This window comes from Hymenobacter negativus, from assembly GCF_017571495.1.
Classification (GTDB): Bacteria; Bacteroidota; Bacteroidia; order Cytophagales; family Hymenobacteraceae; genus Hymenobacter; species Hymenobacter negativus.
The window spans coordinates 320,569-338,959 of the sequence record NZ_JAGETZ010000005.1; the positions used below are offsets into that span (position 1 = coordinate 320,569).

The 18,391-nt window shown below is 61.4% G+C and carries 10 protein-coding genes; 5 read left to right on the forward strand and 5 right to left on the reverse strand.

The features are described from left to right. Window positions 1-5 precede the first annotated feature (5 nt). Both J4E00_RS13685 and J4E00_RS13690 read right to left on the reverse strand, forming a co-directional pair. Window positions 6-680 (reverse strand): response regulator transcription factor, encoded by a 675-nt coding sequence (locus J4E00_RS13685; protein ID WP_208175735.1) that lies wholly within the window; start codon window positions 678-680, stop codon window positions 6-8. A gap of 52 nt (window positions 681-732) precedes the next feature. Further along, window positions 733-2,088, reverse strand: a complete 1,356-nt coding sequence (locus J4E00_RS13690; protein ID WP_208175736.1) for a chloride channel protein — start codon at window positions 2,086-2,088, stop codon at window positions 733-735. A gap of 212 nt (window positions 2,089-2,300) precedes the next feature. On the opposite strand from J4E00_RS13690, the gene J4E00_RS13695 reads away from it, so the two are divergent. Beyond that, the gene (locus J4E00_RS13695) at window positions 2,301-4,163 is read left to right on the forward strand and encodes an NPCBM/NEW2 domain-containing protein (RefSeq protein ID WP_208175737.1); all 1,863 of its coding nucleotides are present in this window, start codon (window positions 2,301-2,303) and stop codon (window positions 4,161-4,163) included. A 26-nt stretch (window positions 4,164-4,189) separates the two neighbouring features. Here J4E00_RS13695 and J4E00_RS13700 read toward each other — a convergent pair whose 3' ends face one another. Beyond that, window positions 4,190-6,268 (reverse strand): alpha-L-arabinofuranosidase C-terminal domain-containing protein, encoded by a 2,079-nt coding sequence (locus J4E00_RS13700; protein ID WP_208175738.1) that lies wholly within the window; start codon window positions 6,266-6,268, stop codon window positions 4,190-4,192. A gap of 282 nt (window positions 6,269-6,550) precedes the next feature. On the opposite strand from J4E00_RS13700, the gene J4E00_RS13705 reads away from it, so the two are divergent. Continuing rightward, window positions 6,551-7,660 carry a LacI family DNA-binding transcriptional regulator gene (locus tag J4E00_RS13705; protein ID WP_208175739.1) on the forward strand — a complete coding sequence of 370 codons (1,110 nt, stop codon included), beginning with the start codon at window positions 6,551-6,553 and terminating at the stop codon, window positions 7,658-7,660. Here the strand turns inward: J4E00_RS13705 and J4E00_RS13710 are convergent. Together J4E00_RS13710 and J4E00_RS13715 are read right to left on the reverse strand one after the other, a co-directional pair. Further along, window positions 7,638-8,660, reverse strand: coding sequence for a LacI family DNA-binding transcriptional regulator (locus J4E00_RS13710; RefSeq protein ID WP_208175740.1), 1,023 nt, complete (start codon window positions 8,658-8,660; stop codon window positions 7,638-7,640). The genes J4E00_RS13705 and J4E00_RS13710 overlap by 23 nt on opposite strands. Before the next feature lie 609 nt (window positions 8,661-9,269). Continuing rightward, window positions 9,270-12,068: a substrate-binding domain-containing protein gene (locus tag J4E00_RS13715; RefSeq protein ID WP_208175741.1), complete on the reverse strand. Its 2,799-nt coding sequence runs from the start codon at window positions 12,066-12,068 to the stop codon at window positions 9,270-9,272. Window positions 12,069-12,400: 332 nt separating this feature from the next. Between J4E00_RS13715 and J4E00_RS13720 the strand changes: the two genes are divergently transcribed. From J4E00_RS13720 to J4E00_RS13730, 3 genes are all read left to right on the forward strand, one after another. Then, the gene (locus tag J4E00_RS13720; RefSeq protein WP_208175742.1) at window positions 12,401-15,454 is read left to right on the forward strand and encodes a SusC/RagA family TonB-linked outer membrane protein; all 3,054 of its coding nucleotides are present in this window, start codon (window positions 12,401-12,403) and stop codon (window positions 15,452-15,454) included. A gap of 90 nt (window positions 15,455-15,544) precedes the next feature. After that, window positions 15,545-16,972, forward strand: a complete 1,428-nt coding sequence (locus J4E00_RS13725) for a RagB/SusD family nutrient uptake outer membrane protein (RefSeq protein WP_208175743.1) — start codon at window positions 15,545-15,547, stop codon at window positions 16,970-16,972. Between the two features lie 213 nt (window positions 16,973-17,185). Continuing rightward, a complete protein-coding gene (locus tag J4E00_RS13730) occupies window positions 17,186-18,376 on the forward strand; it encodes an alginate lyase family protein (RefSeq protein WP_208175744.1) in 1,191 nt (396 codons plus the stop codon). Window positions 18,377-18,391 lie beyond the last annotated feature (15 nt).

Consider the following 18,391-nt stretch of genomic DNA (forward strand, 5'->3'; position numbering starts at 1 on the left):
ACGTTCTATTCCTGCCGCAGCACGTACCCCGCCCCAATTACTGTGTGAATGAGCTTGCTTGGAAAGCCGTGGTCCACCTTTTTGCGCAGGTAATTCACGTACACATCAATTACGTTGCTGCCGGCATCAAACGACTCGTCCCAGCCGCGCTCTGCAATTTCGCCCCGGCTTAGTACGCGGCCCGGGTGGCGCAGCAGCAGTTCCAGCAGGTTGAACTCGCGGGTGGTGAGACGCAGCGGCTGCCCGGCCCGCGTCACGGTGCGGCTGGGGATGTCCATCACCACATCGGCAAAAGCCAGGCGGCTGCCTTTGGGCTGGGGGCTGCCGCGCCGCATCAGGGCCCGCATCCGTGCCACCAACTCGGCAAAGTCGAAGGGTTTTACGAGGTAGTCATCGGCCCCGCCACCGAAGCCCTGGAGCTTGTCGGTGGTAGTGCCCAGGGCCGTGAGCAGCAGCACGGGCACCTGCGCGTCCTGCACCCGGATGGCGGCCAGTACCTCCAGCCCGCTGCGGTGGGGCAAAATTACGTCCAGAATAATCAGGTCGAAGGGTTGGGAAAGGGCCAGCTGCTGCCCCAGCAGGCCATCCGAGGCCAGCGTTACTGTGAATTGCTCTTCCTCCAGCCCCCGCCGAATGAGGGCCGCCAGCCGCGGGTCGTCTTCAACAAGTAGAATGTTCATGCAGGCAGTTGGTAGTGTGTAGTGAACAGTGGGAAAAGGCCGTCATGCTGGTTCATTCAGTGCGTTTGCGGCTGGCTTCACGCCTCCCTGGAATCTCGCTCAGCAACCGGCCCTGCTCCCGGCCGAAGCGCAGGTGCTTGGCCCGCCCGATAACCTGCGACGAATAGATGCCCGTGTGGCCTGAGAACAGGTAAGCCGCCACACAGGCCAGCCCCAGGTAAATGCCCGCGTGCACCCCAAACAGCTCCACGCCCATAAATGTGCAGGCCAACGGTGTGTTGGCCGCACCCGCAAACACCGCCACGAAGCCCATGCCCGCCAGCAGTGCCACCGGCAGCGGCAGCACCACCGCCAACGCCGAGCCCAGCGCTGCCCCAATGAAAAACAGCGGCGTCACCTCGCCGCCCTTGAAGCCGCAGCCCAGCGTGAGGGCCGTGAGGGCTAGTTTCAGGGCGAAATCCTGGGGTGGGAGCGGGGCCTGAAACGCCGCCACAATGGTAGGAATGCCCAGCCCGATGTACTTGGTGGTGCCCAGCGCGGCCACGGTCAACGCCACTAGCGCGCCGCCCACCACAGGCCGCAGTGGCGGGTAGGCAATGCGCTGAAACTGCCGTGCAAGGCCGTGCGTGAGCGTGGCAAAGCCGCGCGCGGTCAGCCCGCACAGCGCGCCCACGCCCAGCGCCAGCAGCAGCGACACCGGGGCCAGCTCCGGCACCGCCAGCTCCGGGTAGTGTGTGTGGCCCACGCCCCAGGCCCGCGTTACGGCATCGGCGGCAGCGGCGGCCAGGAAGCTGGGCACAAGGGCATCGTAGCGCACCGAGCCAATCAGAAACACTTCCAGCCCGAACACCGCCCCAGCCAGCGGCGTCCCAAACACCGACGCAAACCCCGCACTGATGCCCGCAATGAGCAGCAGCCGGCGGTCGCGCGGGCGCAGCCGCAGCCAGCGGGTGAGTTGGTCGGCCAGGGTGCCGCCCATCTGCACGGCCGTGCCCTCGCGCCCCGCCGACCCCCCAAACAGGTGCGTGGCCAGTGTGCCAAACAGCACCAGTGGCGCCATGCGCAGTGGAATGGTGTGGCGCGGGCTATGGATTTCGTCAAGCAGCAGGTTGTTGCCCTTCACCACGTTCTGGCCCAAATAATGGTAGCTGGCGCCCACCACAAACCCGCTCACCGGCAGCAGCCAGATTATCCAGGGATGGGCCTCGCGCCAATGGGTAACCCAGTCGAGCGCCACCAGAAAGCCCGCCGAAGCCGAGCCCACCAGCGCACCCACGGCCAGGCAAATCAGCAGCCAGCGCCCCAGAAAAAGCAGGTCGGGCAACTGCCCCGCAGTCAGCACCGACTGCCACCGTCGAGGCGGCAGATTAGGCTGTTTAGCAACTGAGTTGTCGGGGCTATCTGTCATCCTGAGCAGCGCGAAGGACCTTGTTACGATGGAAGGATTAGCAATAGCCTGCCGGGCGTGAGAAGAGCCATTGCCTTTATCTCGGGCGCGACATGCTTAGGATGAGAAGGCTGTGAATTACCAAGCAGCCACGGGCAAAGGTACCGGCTTTGCGTCGGCAAAGGCTTAAAGTATGAGGCTCCATCCGGCCCGATTCCGGTAATTTAGCCGCTATGCCCACATTCTCTCTCGTTGCCCGACGCTTGGCGGCGGTGCTGCTCGTTCTTGGCGCCGGGCCCACCCTGGCCCAGAAATCCGCGCCCGCGTCCGACTTCCACCAGTGGGCCGCCACGCCGCCCATGGGCTGGAATAGCTGGGACTGCTACGGCCCCACCGTGACCGAAGCCGAGGTGCGCGCCAACGCCGACTACATGGCCAAAAACATGAAAAGTAGCGGCTGGGACTACGTGGTGGTGGACATCCGCTGGTACGTGGGCAACGATACCGCCCACGGTTACAACGAGAAAGACCCCGCCTGGAACATCGACGAATACGGCCGTTTCGTGCCGGCCGTGAACCGCTTCCCCTCGGCTGCGGGAGGCAAAGGCTTCAAGCCCCTGGCCGATTACCTGCACGCCAAGGGGCTGAAATTCGGTATCCACATCATGCGCGGCGTGCCAGTGGTGGCGGTGCAGCGCCGGCTGCCCATCCTCGGCAGCAAGGCCACTGCAGCCGACATCTATTCAAAAGAAGGCCAGGCCGCTTGGCTGCACGACATGTACACCGTGGTGGACGGCCGGCCCGGCGCGCAGGAGTACTACGATTCGCTGTTCAAGCTCTATGCCTCGTGGGGGCTCGATTTTGTGAAAGTCGACGACCTGTCGGAGCCCTACCACAAGCCGGAAGTGGAGATGATTCGGCGGGCCATCGACAAGTCGGGGCGCCGCATCGTGTTCAGCACCTCGCCCGGCGAAACGCCCATTGCCGAATCTCAGCACGTGGCCGCGCACGCCAATATGTGGCGCACCGTTGGCGATTTTTGGGACAGCTGGGGCCAGTTGAAGGAACATTTCGAGGTGTGCAACCGCTGGGCGCCGCACATCAGCTCTGGCGCCTTTCCCGATGCTGACATGCTGCCGCTGGGCCGCCTGGGCATCCGGGCCGAGCGCGGCGACGACCGCATGACCCGCTTCACCCGCGACGAGCAGTACACGCTGATGAGTTTGTGGAGCATCTTCCGCTCACCGCTGATGTTTGGTGGTGACCTGCCCAGCAACGACCCCTTCACGCTGGGCCTCATCACCAACAAAGACGTGCTCGCCGTGAACCGCCGCAGCACCCACAACCGCCAGCTTTTCCGCCACAACGACCTGTTGGCCTGGACTGCCGACGACCCCGCCACCGGCGATAAATTCTTGGCCGTTTTCAATGCCCAGGACCAGGAAATGAACCCCGCCAGCGAAGCGGCCTGGTCCAGCGCGGTCATCAGTCGCCGCACGCCCGGCCAGGCCCAGGCGGTAGACGTGGACATTACCGGGGCCCGCACGCTCTACCTCAATGTGCGCGACGGCGGTGACGGCTCGGCCTGGGACCACGCCGACTGGCTGACCCCCATGCTGCGCAATGGCGACCAAATCGTGCCGCTCACCACCGTGCCCTGGCAAGCCGCCACGGCTGGCTGGGGCAATGTCGCGCTCAACAAAAGCGTGTCGGGCGCGCCGCTGGTGGTGGCCGGCAAGACTTACGCCCAAGGCATCGGCACACACGCCAACTCTTTGATTACGTACAGTCTGCCAGCCGGCTACACCCGCTTTCAGGCCACAGCCGGGCTCGACAACGCCAGCGCCATGCAGAACACCGGTGGTACGGTGCAGTTTCTGGTGTACACCAGTAGCCCCATGCGCCCCATGCCCGCCGACTCGGTGCGGGTGCCCGTGGCCTTGGCCCAGTTGGGCATCACCGGCCCCTGCACCGTACGCGACCTCTGGACCGGCCAGACCCAGCCCAACGTCGCCGGCGAGTTTGCGCCCTACGTGCGGCGGCACGGCGCCCGGCTGTACCGGATTTCGGGGGGCAGGCCGGCGGGCCGGAAATAAGCTGCTGGCCTGCCTTCCAAAGTTTGTTAGCGCTTGCCTGGAATACGCAGCACCGTGAAGGAGTTGGGCGCCAGCGTGTAGGCCACGTTGGCCGAAGTAACCTTGAAGCCTCCCTCCTTTGGGGCCACGTTCAGCGGTTGCTCCAGGCTGTTCACGGCATTCAAATCGGCGCTGGCGAGGACGGTGGCCTTGCCGGCTTTGCCCAGCTTTTTCACGCCTTGCAGATTAATGCTGACGGGGCGTGCCTCGGGCGAGTAGTTCACCAGTTTTACCACAATATCACCGGTGGCATCATCAGCCACGGCGCTGCTGAAGAGGTTGTCGGCGCCATTTTTGGCGCCGGCGGCGCACTGCACGGGCAACATGGTAGTGCCTTTGTTGGTCGAGAAAAGCTTCTGAACGTAGTAGTTGGGCGTGCCGTAAGCCTTCAGGTTGTCGAACCAAATCAGGTCCGGCGTCCACTGCCAGGCGTCGACGTGCGCAAAAAGCGGCGCGTAGGAAGCCATCACGACCTTGTCGGCGTTGCGCTCCAGGCCGGTCATAAACGCAGCTTCTGAAATAGCAGCGTCCCAGCTGTTTTTGTTCTCGGAGCTGGCAATGGCTGCGGTTTGGGCCGCGTATTCGCCCGCGAAAATCTTGGTGCCGGTGGTGGGGTAGTTGTCGTAGCGACCCACGTTCTGGCGGAACCACTCGGGGCGGGCGTAGTAGTGCTCATCCAGCACTTCAGCCTTGAGTTCGCGCATGCGTTTGGTGGCGGCGTCGAAAAGTGGTCCGTCGGGGCTGGGGCCGGCGCTGGCCACAATGTTGATGGCCGGGTATTTGGTCTTCACGGCTTTTGAGAAGGGTTCGTAGCGCTCCAGGTACTGCGGGCCCCACTGCTCGTTGCCGATGCCGATGTACTTCAGGTTGAACGGGGCGGGGTGGCCCATGGCCACGCGACGGGCTCCCCAGGGGCTGCTGGCCGGGCCGTTGGCAAACTCAATCAAATCAAGCGCGTCCTGGATGAAGGTTTCTAGCGTGGGCTCGTCGGCGGGGTGCGTTTCGGGGGCACTGGGGCCGTTGGCGCGGCCAATGGGAGCCAGCTCAGCCGAGTTGTACTGGCAGGCCATGCCCACGTTCAGAATCGGTACTGGCTCGGCCCCAATGTCTTCGGAAAGCTGGAAATACTCAAAAAAGCCCAGCCCGAACGACTGGTAATAGTCGGGCGTGAAGCGCCACTTAAACTCTTTATTCCAGCGGTTCATCAGGGGCTGACGCGTGGCCACGTCGCCAATGGTCGATTTCCACTGGTAGCGGTTGTCGAGGGTCATGCCCTCCACAATGCAGCCGCCGGGGAAGCGCAGGAAACCCGGCTGCATGTCGCGCAGCAGCTGCACGAGGTCGGTGCGCAGGCCGTTTTCGCGGTTTTTCCAGGTGGCTTTCGGAAACAGCGACACCACATCCAAATCCAGCGTGCCAGCCCCATCCAGCGTCAGCTTGAGGCGGGCGTGCGCGGCTGTGGCCGAAGGCCGGAGTACCACGCTGTATTTTTTCCACTCGCTGCTGAGGTCGGCAATGCGCGTGCGGGCCAGCACCCGGTCCGGGGTGGCAGCTTCCCCACCGTTTGCGCGGCGGCCCGGCTCTTCCAACTCCACATTCAGCCCGGCTACGTTGCCCGGCCCGCGCCGCAAGTACACCGAAAACGTGTACTCGGCCTCCTGCTGCACGCCCATGCCCCGAAAGCCGTCGTTGATGAAGCCCGCGTCGGGGCTGGCCGTATTGGCCGTCAGACGCAGAAAATGGGAGTTGGTATTGCCAATGGGCCGGTCGCTGGAAACGACATATGCCGCCAGCGCCGCCGCGCCCCGAATGGCTTTCCAGCCCAGCAGGCGGTCGTCGGTTTCAAACGACTTGTTCTTGACCAGCTCCGGGTAAAGACCACCGTCGGCGGCAAAGTTGATATCTTCAAAAAACAGCCCATACATGGTTTTGGCAATGGGCGCGCCGGGCTTGCTTACCTGCACCGTGAGGGCAGTGGGCGGGGCCTGCGCCCAGGCCGGCGCTAAGCCAGCGCACAGCATCAGACTAGTAGCCAGGCCGGCAAGTTGGGTGGGGATTAGAAGCATGGAAGGAGTGAAAGAGCGGATGCCGAAGCAACAAAGAACAGCGTAGGGAGTGAGTCGACACAATCGATTGTGTAAATTTAGGCTAAATTTCTAATATGAGTGGTTGCTGCTGAAAACAGTGTAGCTTGTCATTCAGGGACTCCGCTACAGTAGCGCAGTATTGGGTAGCTGCCATAGTTGGGCAGATTTAATAATCAAGCACGGTGAATATTGGCAGCAATCAAGGGACTATTGTTCCCGCTACCTTTACGCAATGCTTTGCGAAGCAAAAAAAGTATTTGTATGTCATCTTCTAAAAAACAACCTACTGACTCCTCGAAGGATAAACCGAACCAAAGCCCGGTTTCAATGGCCGACCTGGCCCGGGAGCTGGGTGTGTCTACCACTACCATTTCGCGGGCGCTGAGCGACCATTTCAGCATCGGCCCGGCCATGAAGCAGAAGGTGCTGAAGCTGGCTAAAAAGTATAACTACCAACCCAACCACATGGCTTCGGCTCTGCGCAAGGGCAAAAGCAAGCTGCTGGGCGTGATTGTGCCCTACATCGAGGGTCGGTTCTTTGCCAAAGTGGTACACGGCATCGAGACGGCCGCCACCAAGGCGGGCTACAACGTCATTATCTGCCAGTCGAATGAGGACGTGGCCAACGAGCGGCGTAACCTGGAAAGCCTCCTCAGCGCCCAGGTGGCCGGCGTAATGGTGTCCTTATCGCGCACTACCCACGAGTTTCACCACTTCGACAAGCTGCGCGACCGGGGCGTGCCGCTGGTGTTTTTCGACCGCGTAATTGAAGGTAACAATGTGAATGCGGTGCTGCTCGACGACCGCGAAGGCGGCTATCTGGCCACCCGGCACCTGCTGACCCAGGGGTGCCAGCGCATTGCGCACCTCGCCGGACCGCAACACCTCAACATCTACCGCAACCGCCTGCAAGGCTATTTCGATGCCCTGCGCGAAGCCGGTCAGCCGGCCGACGAGCGCCTCGTGCGCTATACCGACATGACCCAGGCCCAATCGGCCGAAGCCACCCGCGCCCTTCTGGCCCTGGAATCGCCCCCGGATGCGGTATTTGCAGCCGGCGACTACAGCGCCCTCGGGGCCATGCAGGAGGCCCGCCGCCAGGGCCTGTGCGTTCCCACCGATATGGCCATTGCGGGTTTTAGCAACGAGGCCTTCACCGTGGTGGCCGAGCCCACCATCACTACCGTCGACCAGCATTGCGAAGAAATGGGCCAGGCCACTGTGCGCCTGCTATTGGAGCTGATTGGCGTCGGCTCCAATGCCTTTATTCCGCGCCAGCTCTCGCTTCGGCCCGAGCTATTGGTGCGCGATTCGTCGCTACGGGAAGTGGACGAAACGCAGCCCCTTGCTACCGCAGCGGCCCAGCCGTAGAAGCCCGCGCAATCAGTTCCGATTTTAGCTCCAGGCTGTGGGCGGGCAGCACCGGCTTGTGCTTGATAATGGCTTGAAACAGAATGCGCGCTGCCTCCTTACCAATGGCATAGGCCGGCTGGGTGATGGTGGTGAGGCTAGGAGCGAGTAGTGACGCGGTTTCCATGTTGGAGAACCCTACAATTTTGATGTCCTGTGGAATGGCGCGGCCCAGGCGCTGGCAGGCCAGGTAGCTGCTCAGGGCCAGGCGCTCGACTGCGGCAAAGATGCCGTCGATTTCCGGCCGCTGCTCCAGCAGTTGGGTAATGCGGCGCAGGTTGTTGTCGTTCGAGCCCCGGCCGTTCAGCACCAGGCCCGCGTCGAAGGGAATGCGGTGGGCTTCGAGGGCCGCTTGGTAGCCTTTCAGGCGCTTGCTGCCGATGGACAGGCTTTCCGAAACCAGCAGATGAGCGATGGTGCGGCAGCCGGCCTTGATGAGGTGCTCAGTGGCCTGGTAGCTGCTGGCGTAGTCGTCGGTGGTGACGGTGGCCGTGCGCAGCGTTTCGCTTACGCGGTCGAATTGCACGATGGGCACGCCCAGCAGCTTGAGTTTTTCGAGGTGGCCCACGCCGCGCGTGCCACTGGCCAGGGCCAGCAGGATGCCATCGACCCGGCCGCTGGTGAGGTATTTCGTCACGGCTTTCTCCTGCTCGCCGCTGTCGTGGGTGAGGTAGATGAGGACGTGGTAGCCGTTCTGCTGCGCCACTTCTTCGATGCCGTTGATGGCGAGCGAAAAGAAATGGTTGTCGAGCTGGGGCAGGATAACGGCAATTGTTTTGGTGACGTTGTTGCGCAAGCTGCCCGCAAACGGATTGGGCTGGTAGTTGAGCTGGCGGGCCACCGTCTGCACCCGCTCCCGGGTGGCTGTGCTGATTTCGTAGCTGTCGCGCATGGCCCGCGATACTGTGGACGAGGACAGGCCGAGCTCGCCGGCCAGCTGCCTAAGGTTAACAAAGCTCATGATACTGGGTGGGAAGTGGCAGTTGGGAGGTTGGCGTCGCGCCGGGCCATTGGCCGCCAGCGCTACTGTTACCTTCCACAAAAATCCCCGCCACGCCAGCTCAGCCCTTGCTCATTTCTTACACGTATTGTTCAACGAGTGAAATTTACACAACAATTTGTAGGTCAACATTTAGGGTAATCATTAGGCTCGACCTATGAGCAGCTCATTTTCGATTTTATAACAAGGCTTTTGAGTTTGTTTCCATTCAGAAAGCGTTTAACTGATAGCTATGCAAAGCTCAGTGCCTCATCTCGCACGTCGCCTCAATACTTAATTCGAGTTGTGGACTAGCCGCGTAGCGGCGACAGGTTGGTAGAGCATAGGCGACGACAAGCAAAAAGCCGCGTAGCGGTGACAGAGTACCGGCTGGGTCTGTCACCGCTACGCGGCTCGTTTTACCCTGGGTAGGTTGCTGCAAACCTGTCGCCGCGCTACGGATAGCCCGCAACTCGGATTAAGTAATAAATCGGCTGGGATGTAGACCGTGCCTTCTCACGTCTCTTCATCGGACTCCCACACCACTTCATGACGAGTGTTGAGACGTATTCCCGAATAGCACTGCTTTGCTTAAGGTGTGGCCGAAACGTGTAGCGCCCGAAACTCTGATGGCGACAGTTGGTAGCGCGCCCGGAAGCTGGTGGAGAAATAAGAAGGAGAGGAGAAGCCTAGCTCGTAGGCCACATCCGCTACGGTGCGCTGCTCATCCAGCAGCAATTCCCGGGCCTTGGTCAGGCGCAGGCTCTGGATAAAATCGGTGACGCCGGTGCCCAGCACGGCCTTCACCTTGCGGTAGAGCTGCATGCGCGAAATGCCCAGGGCACGGGCCACATCCTCTACACTCAGGTCGGTTTTGGTGAGGTTGGCTTCCACCACGGCGGTCAGGTCGAAGAGAAATTTTTGGTCGGGGCTGGCGGGCGCTACGGTGACGGTATCCAGGCTCAACTCGCGGCGGAAATGCTCGCGCTGCCGGGCGCGGTTGCTGAGCAGCGTGCGCGCGCTTTCGAGCAGGAAAGCCGGGTTGAACGGTTTGGTGAGATATAAGTCGGCGCCGGCCTGCACGCCCTCCAACTGCTGCTCTGCTGCCAAGCGGGCTGTGAGCAGCACCACCGGAATGTGCGAGGTACGCCAGTCGGCCCGCAGTTGGGCCACTACTTCCAGCCCGCTCAGGCCAGGCATCATCACGTCGCATACTATCAGGTCCGGAATTAGCTCTGTGGCCAGCCGGAAGCCGCTGTGGCCGTCGGTAGCCGTCTGCACCCGGAAATCGTTGCGCAGCTTGCGGGCCAGAAAATCGTTGACTTCGGCGTTGTCCTCAATCACGAGCACCAGCGTGTCGCTGGCGGGTTCAGCTGCCGCCATTGCGACTTCGTTGCCGAATTCAGCTGACAGTGGCTCCGGTTCAGCCAGTGTGATTGTGGGCAAGTGGGCCGGGTCGCTGGCACGCAATTCCATTGGCAATTCCCGCGGCACAGTCACAGTGAAAGTGCTGCCTTGGCCCGGCTGACTGCTGAGCGTGAGCTGGCCCTGGTGCAGTCGCACCAGCCCGTGCGCCAACGCCAGGCCCATGCCCGAACCCTTGGCCACTGCGCCCTGCTCACCCTGATAAAACCACTCGAACACGTGCGCCCGGTCCCGCGCGCTGATACCAGGGCCGGTGTCGGCTACGCTCACGCGCCAGGCACGGCCGCCCTCAACGGCTTGCAGGCTCACGGTAATCTGGCCCTGTTCGGGCGTGAACTTCAGAGCATTGGACAGCAGGTTGAGGAAAACCTTGTCCAGTAGGTTCGCATCGAACCAAGCCATCAACTCTGCCTCAGCAGCCATGAAACGGAACTGCACACCACGCAGCCGGGCGGGCTTTTCAAATGCCTCCACAATTTCGTGCACGAAGGCCACCAGGTTGCTTTCGGTGGCGCGCACAGCCATTTTGCCCACTTCAATCTTCCGGAAATCTAGCAGTTGGTTCACCAGTTGCAACAGCCGCTGGGTGTTGCGCTGCACCAGCGCCAGGTCCTGCCGCTGTGCCCCCGACAGGTCTGAACTGCTGCTGAGCAGCTCCTCCACCGGCCCCATGATGAGGGTGAGCGGCGTGCGCAACTCGTGCGAGAAATTGGTGAAGAAGTGCAGCTTGGCCTCGGTATCGGCGCGGGCCTGTTCGGCCAAGGCCTGAATCTGGTTGCGCTGCTGGCTGATTTCCTCGTTCTGCTGCTGCAGCTGACGGTTGATTTTATCATTCTCGGCGTTTTGCAGGGCCAGCTGGTGGTTTATCAGGCGGTTTCTGCGGGCCGAGCGCCAGGCCACCGCACCCAGTACCAAGGCCCCAAGCAAGGTGGCCAGCAGCACATAAAGCACCGTGCGCTGGCTGGCGTAGGTGGCGCGCAAGCCCTGGAGCAGGCCGTGCTGCAGCTCAATATCCGTTTGCTGGGTGAGAATTTTCTCGCGCTGCTGCATCATCATGCCCACATTGGTCGAGTCGATAACCACCGTGCTCAGCTTGTTTTCGCGCTGGAAGGGCTGATGATTGAGGATACGCAGCGCCGTGCGAATGGCGTCTTCCCCGGCCGGCGAGTACAGCAGCGAGGCCTTAAATACGCCCTGTTCCACCAACTCCAGTGCCAACCCGTCGACCCCAATAATGCCCACTTTCTTCGTAAGTCCTAAGTGCTGAAGTACTTCGGCGGCGGCTTTGCCCATGTTGTCGTTGTGGGCGAAGATGAGCGCGGCCTCTGGGTGGGCCAGCAGCGCGGCTTGCAACGGCGCTTTCAGGGTGGTAATGTTCCAGTTGCCCGTGACCTCCGCTGCCACGTGCATAGTGGGATAGGCTGCCATGCCCAGCGCAAAACCCTGGTGTCGCCCGGCCGTCGCCGACGACTTTCGCGCCCCGGTCAACTCAATCACGCTGCCATGCTCGTGCAGCAGGCTGGCAGCGTAGCGGGCGGCCGTCTGGCCAACCTCCACGTTGTCGCCACCCACGTAGGCCGTGAACTGCTGCGAGGTAATGCGGCGGTCGAGCAGCAGCACGGGGATGCCAGTCTGATAAGCCGCTTCCACAGCTGGGGTCACGGGTCCGGGCTCGTAAGGAGATACAATCAGTAGGTCGATGCCACCGCGCACCAACTCGTTGATTTGCTGGCTCTGGCGCTGGCTGTTATCCTTGGCGTCCAGCATGCGCAGCTCCACTTCGGGATGGAAGCTCAGCTCGCGCTCCATGCCGGCCAGCACCGCCTGCCGCCAGATGCCCTGCGTGCTACACTGCGAAAAACCAATGCGGTAGGCGTGCGGCCTGGCTGGCTCGGCGCACCCGCCCAGCAGCGCCCACACCGTCAATAACAACGCCCATACTCGAAAGCTACTCCTACTAATCACGGGTAATCCTAAAATGTCGGGGGAAGCCAATGGCCCGACTTACCCAAATATACACCCGTCTTTCGGAGGGCTGGCTAGTGTTGGGCTCGAATTGCGGCGGTACTGGCGCTACGGTTCTCTTTCCGGGCTTTTAGCTAATGCAACCAGGCATTGGCTTCTGTGATGTGTGTTTCGTTTGATTGAATGTATATGCCTGTAATAAAGGTATTTATATCAAATTTTTACGTAAACGATTCCGTAAAAAAACGTTTTTTCTGTTCCATGAGCAGGGGCAGGGCTTCTTTATTTACTGAATAAATGAGCCCTCACTCACCATAATAATCCCACCAATTATGCAAAAACTTCGTCTCCTTATTGGGCTGCTAGCGTTCCTGGGAACGTTTGTGGCCCATGCACAGACCCGGCAAGTGTCCGGGCGGGTTCTCAGTGCGACTGATAAAATGCCTTTGCCCGGTGTGTCGGTGCTGCTGAAAGGCACTACCACGGGCAGCAGCACCAACGCGGCCGGCGAATTTGAGCTGAGTGTGCCGGCTAATGGCAGTGGCACGCTCGTGTTCTCCTTTGTGGGCTTCGAATCAGTAGAGCAGCCGCTGGGTTCCTCGGCCTCCATCAACGTGCAGCTGAAAGAACAGGCCCAGGACCTGAACGAAGTGGTGGTGGTGGGCTATGGCACCCAGCGCAAGCGCGACATCACGGGCTCAGTGGCCTCCATTTCGGCCGAGCAGGTGGCCGAAACGCCTATCGCCCGCGCCGACCAGATTTTGCAGGGCCGCGTAAGCGGCGTGCAGGTGACCCAAACCAACTCGGAGCCGGGCGGCAACGTGTCTATCCGCATCCGGGGCACCAACTCCATCAACACCGGCAACGAGCCACTGTTTGTGGTCGACGGCTTTCCCGGCGCAGGCGACCTGAACTCCATCAATCCCAGCGATATCGAGAGCGTGGAGGTGCTGAAAGATGCCTCGGCTACTGCTATTTACGGCTCGCGCGGAGCCAATGGCGTGGTGCTCATTACCACCAAAAAAGGCAAAGTGGGCAAAGGCACCATCAACCTGGAAGCCTACACCGGCGCGCAGATTGTGCGGCACAAGTACGAGCTGATGAACGCCAAGGAATTTGCGCAGTACCTGAACGAGGTGAATCCCGGCACCGGGGTTGGTGCCATCCCGCAGCCATACCGGCAGGGGCAAATTGACTCGATGGGGGAGGGTACCGACTGGCAGGACGCCATTCTGCGCCCGGCCCGCATGAGCAACTACCAGCTGGCCTTCAACGGCGGCTCGGAAGAAACGCGGTATAATTTGAGTTTCAACTATTTTGACCAAGAAGGCATCGTGCTGAATTCGGGTTTCCAGCGGGCCACGGTGCGTCTGAACCTGAACCGAAAAATCAGCCAGAAGCTAAGCTTTGATTTTTCGAGCCAGCTGGCGGGTACCTTCGAGAAGCGCGCCTTTGCCAACTCCTCGGGTGGCAGCAACGGCGGCGTGATTCTGGATGCCCTGCGCTTCAGCCCCATCAACCCGGTGCGCGACGCGGCCGGCAACTATACCTACTCCAACACGCCGCTGCCTTACGTAGAAGACGTGGGCAACCCCGTGGCCTACGCCGAAAAAGCCAAGGACCACCGCACCACGGCACGGGGCCTTTTCAACGTGGCGGGTAACTACGAAATCCTGCCCGGCCTGACCCTGCGCGTGACCGGCGGCCTCGACTACACCAACAACCAGCAGGACGTGTACCGGCCATCGGATATCTACCTCGGCCGCCTCACCAACGGCTCGGCCAACCGCGTGCAAACCAACCGTTACAGCTGGCTGAACGAGAATACGCTGACCTACGACAAGAAGCTGAACGAGAATAACGCCCTCAACGTGGTGGTGGGCCTCACCGAGCAGCAGTTTCTGGGCAACGACTTCAGCGCCACGGCCAATGGCTTCTTTACCAACACGCTGGGGTCCGACAACTTAGCGCTGGGTTCTAATATTCAGACGCCTAACTCGGGCAAGTTCACCAACTCGCTGGCCTCGTACTTCGGCCGCGTCAACTACCGGCTGTTCGAGCGCTACCTGTTCACGGCTACGCTGCGGGCCGACGGCTCGTCGCGCTTTGGTAAGAACAACAAGTGGGGCTATTTTCCCTCGGCGGCCTTCGCTTACCGGCTGATTGACGAGAAGTTCATGTCGGGCTTCACGGCCATCAGTGACCTGAAGCTGCGCGTGGGCTTCGGGGTGACGGGCAACCAGGAAATCAATAACTACCAGTCCTTGGCGCGTTACGACGTGGGCTCCTACGCCTCGGGCAGCACGCGCCTGGTGGGCTTGGTGCCGGCCAACATCGTGAATCCGGACTTGCGCTGGGAATCGACGGCGGCCACCAACGTGGGCATCGACGCAGCTTTCCTGCAAAATCGCATCACCTTCACGGCCGACGCCTACTACAAGAAAACCACCGACTTGCTGCTGCGCGTGGCCACGCCCCGCACCACCGGCTACGCCGATATTCTGCTGAACGCCGGCAGCGTGGAAAACAAGGGCCTGGAATTCGCCCTCAATACCACCAACTTCGACAGCAAGGCTTTTGGCTGGAAAACCAATCTCAACCTTTCCCTCAACCGCAACAAGGTGCTCGACCTGTACAGCGTGAGCGAGCTGCCGGTGGGCGCTTCCAGCTCCAGCCTGTTTGTGGGCGCGGGCCTGGGCCAGACCAGCATTCTGCGCGAGGGCGAGCCCATCGGCTCGTTCTACGGCAACGTGTTTGACGGCATCTGGCAGACCCAGGACGAAATTGCGGCCAGCGGCACCCGCGACAACGTGCGCCCCGGCGACCCGCGCTACGTGGACCGCAACGGCGACGGCGTGGTCAACCTCTTTGACCGCGTCATCATCGGCCGCGCCCAGCCCGATTTCATCTACGGCGTCACCAACAACTTCACCGTGGGCGGTTTTAGCTTGAGCGTATTTATCCAAGGCGTGCAGGGCTCGGATGTGTTGAACCTGAACCGCTACGAGTTGGAATCCGGCATCACGACCACTAATAAGCTCAAAACGGTAGTTGACCGCTGGACGCCTACCAACCCCAGCAACACCCTGGCGCGGGCGGGCAGCACCATCCGCCGCAGCACCGGCATCGTGAGCGACGTGGTGGAGGACGGCAGCTTCGTGCGCCTCAAAACCGTGACCCTGGGCTACACCCTGCCCAAGTTTGGCAAAGCCGTGAAATCGGCCAGCGTGTACATCACCGCCCAAAACCTCGTCACGCTAACCAAATACACCGGCTTCGACCCCGAGGTAAACTCCTTCGGCCGCGACAACCTGAGTCTGAACACCGACTACAACGCCTACCCCAGCACCCGCACCTTCATCGCAGGGCTGAAGATTGGGTTTTAACCTCACCCCCGGCCCCTCTCCCGCGGAGAGGGGCCGGGGGTGAGGTTCCGCCGGCTGCGCCGCCTAACAATTATTAACTCCAGACTTCCCATGAAAAAAAATATCCTGTTCCTGAGCTTGCTAACCCTGAGCCTGACGCTGGGTTCCTGCGAGAAATTTCTGGAAGAGAAGCCCTATGACTTTCTCGCTGCCGAAAACTTTTACCAGAACGAGGGCGACGCCATTGCCGGCCTCAACGGGGTGTTCAACGCCCTGCTGCCCCAGACCTACTACGGCCGCACGGGCTGGCAAATCACCGAGCTGCCGGCCGAGCTGATTCGGGTGGGCTCCAGCACCGACGAGCGGGCCCAGCTCTCGCGCTTCACCTTCACGCCCACCAACACGGAAATCAACAGCTGGTGGACCAACTCGTACCGGATGATAAACCGGGCCAACGACGTGATTGAGAAGGTACCCGCTATCAGCATGGATGCCACCCGCAAGGCCAACATCATCGGCAACGCCCGTTTCCTGCGGGCGCAGGGCTATTTCGATTTGGTGCGCTGCTTCGGCGATGTACCCCTGGTGACGGCCACCGTGAAAGGCCCTACCGACGACCTGCGGCCCACCCGCACGCCGCTGGCGCAGGTGTACAACCAAATTATCGAGGACCTGCAGTTTGCCGAGGCCAACTGCTACGCCGAAAACCAAATTCCGGCCGGTGAAAAGGGCCGCGTGTCGAAGGGTGCGGCGGCGGCCGTGCTGGCCAAGGTGTACATTACCCGCGCCACCACCAGCGCCGCTTTGGGCACCGACAACCAGAGCGGCCTGGATGCCTGCAACCGCGTGATTAATTCGGGCTTATACAGCCTGCTGCCGGTGTACGGCGACGTGTTTAACCCCGACAAGGAGAACGGACCGGAGCACATCTTCAGCATCCAGTTCGACCTGCCGCCAAACACGGGCAACATCATTGTGCGGCAGTTTTTGCCCTCGCAACTGGCCGGCCTGGGCACTTTCACGGTGGAAGACAGCCTCGTGCGCTCCTACCGCACCACCGACGTGCGCCGGGCCTGGAACATCAGCAACATGGCCGGCACCACCACGCTGGCCCGCTACTACTTCAACAAGTTTCGGGACGACAAGCGCATCGTGAACGACTCGCGCGCCAACTACCTCATCACCCGCTTCGCCGACATTCTGCTGCTGCAATCGGAGGCCCGCAACAATCTCAACCCCAACGACCCGCTGAAATACGAAGGCTACAACCGGGTGCGCCAGCGTGCCGGCCTGCCCCAGTGGGCCAATACTCGTGTCACCACCAAAGATGCCTTCGTGGACATGCTGGTGCGTGAGCGCGGCTGGGAGCTGGTGCAGGAAGGCCACCGCTGGTTCGACCTCGTGCGCCTGAACCGCCTGCAGGAGCGGGAGCGCGCCATCTTCAACCGCACGGTGGACAACAAGTACCTGCTTTTTCCTATTCCGCAGCCAGAGCTGATTCTAAACCCCAATCTGACACAAAATCCGGGGTACAACTAACGGCGCAGACGGGTGGCCTCACCCCCTGACCCCCTCTCCGATAGAGAGGGGACACCGGCCTTAATTATGTCAAAAATCGTCCGGCTTCCCTCTCCATCGGAGAGGGGCTGGAGGTGAGGCCACCCGTCTGCGCCATCCAACTCCCCTCTCCGCGGGAGAGGGGCCGGGGGTGAGGCCCCACGTCCGCGTCATCAAATCAATAACTACTTAACAATGCGCTTTATCCTTCTTTTCCTGGTGTGGTGGGCGATGAGCGCGCCGGCGCTGGCGGCTGCAACCGCTGCGCCGGCTGCGTTCATTCTGCTCGACCCCGCCGCCATGGCAGCTTACAAAACCGCCTACAAAGCAGGCCACCAGCCCGAGGCCACCCGCGTGCAGGAGCTGTTGCGTGAGGCTACTGCTATACTCAAGCGCAGCCCTTATACCATCACCACCAAGCCGCAGACGCCACCCAGCGGCGACAAGCACGACTACATTTCGCAGGCCCCGTACTGGTGGCCCGACCCCACGAAGCCCGACGGCAAGCCTTACATCCAGAAAGACGGGCTGCGCAATCCGGAGTCGGAGGCCATGAAGGACAGCGAGACGATGAGCAAGCTGTGCGGCGACGTGCAGAAACTGGGCCTGGCTTACTACTTCGCGGGCAATGAGGACTACGCCCGCCAGGCCGCGCGCCTGCTGCGGGTGTTTTTCTTGGACCCTGCCACTCGCATGAACCCCAACCTGAACTTCGGGCAGGGCATTCTCGGCATCAACAACGGCCGCAATTTCGGTATCATCGAAACGCGTCACTTGGTGAATATCCCGGAGGCGCTGGCCCTGATGAACGGCAGCCCCAGCATTGACGCCCCGCTGGTGGGTGGGCTTAGGTCCTGGTTTAAGGACTTTACTACCTGGCTCACCACCAGCCCAGTGGCCCTGCCCGAAGGCGCAGCCAAGAACAATCACGGCACTTTCTACGACACCCAGGTGGTGGACTTTGCCCTTTTCACCGGCAATACGGTCCTGGCCAAAACCACCCTGCAGCAGCAAACCTGGCCCCGCGTGCCCGTGCAAATTGAGCCCGACGGTGCGCAGCCGCTGGAACTGGCCCGCACCCGCCCCTGGAACTACACCAGCATGAACCTGCAGGGCTGGGCCCGCCTGGCCCTCATGGCCCCGCACGTTGGCCTCGACCTCTGGCATTATGCCACGCCCGACGGCCGTGGCCTGCGTCCCGCCGTGGAGTGGTTCCGGCCCTACCTGCTGGGCCAGAAAAAGATGGACAAAGCCGACGCAGCCGGCACCTCCAACTCCCTGGCCCTAGACGTGTATGAGCAGGCCAGCCGCGCCTACCCCGACCTAAAAGCCACCGAAGTATTTGCAAAACACTCGGATTTCAAGCCCGTGCCGTGGGCCTATTGATGATGAAAAACCAAA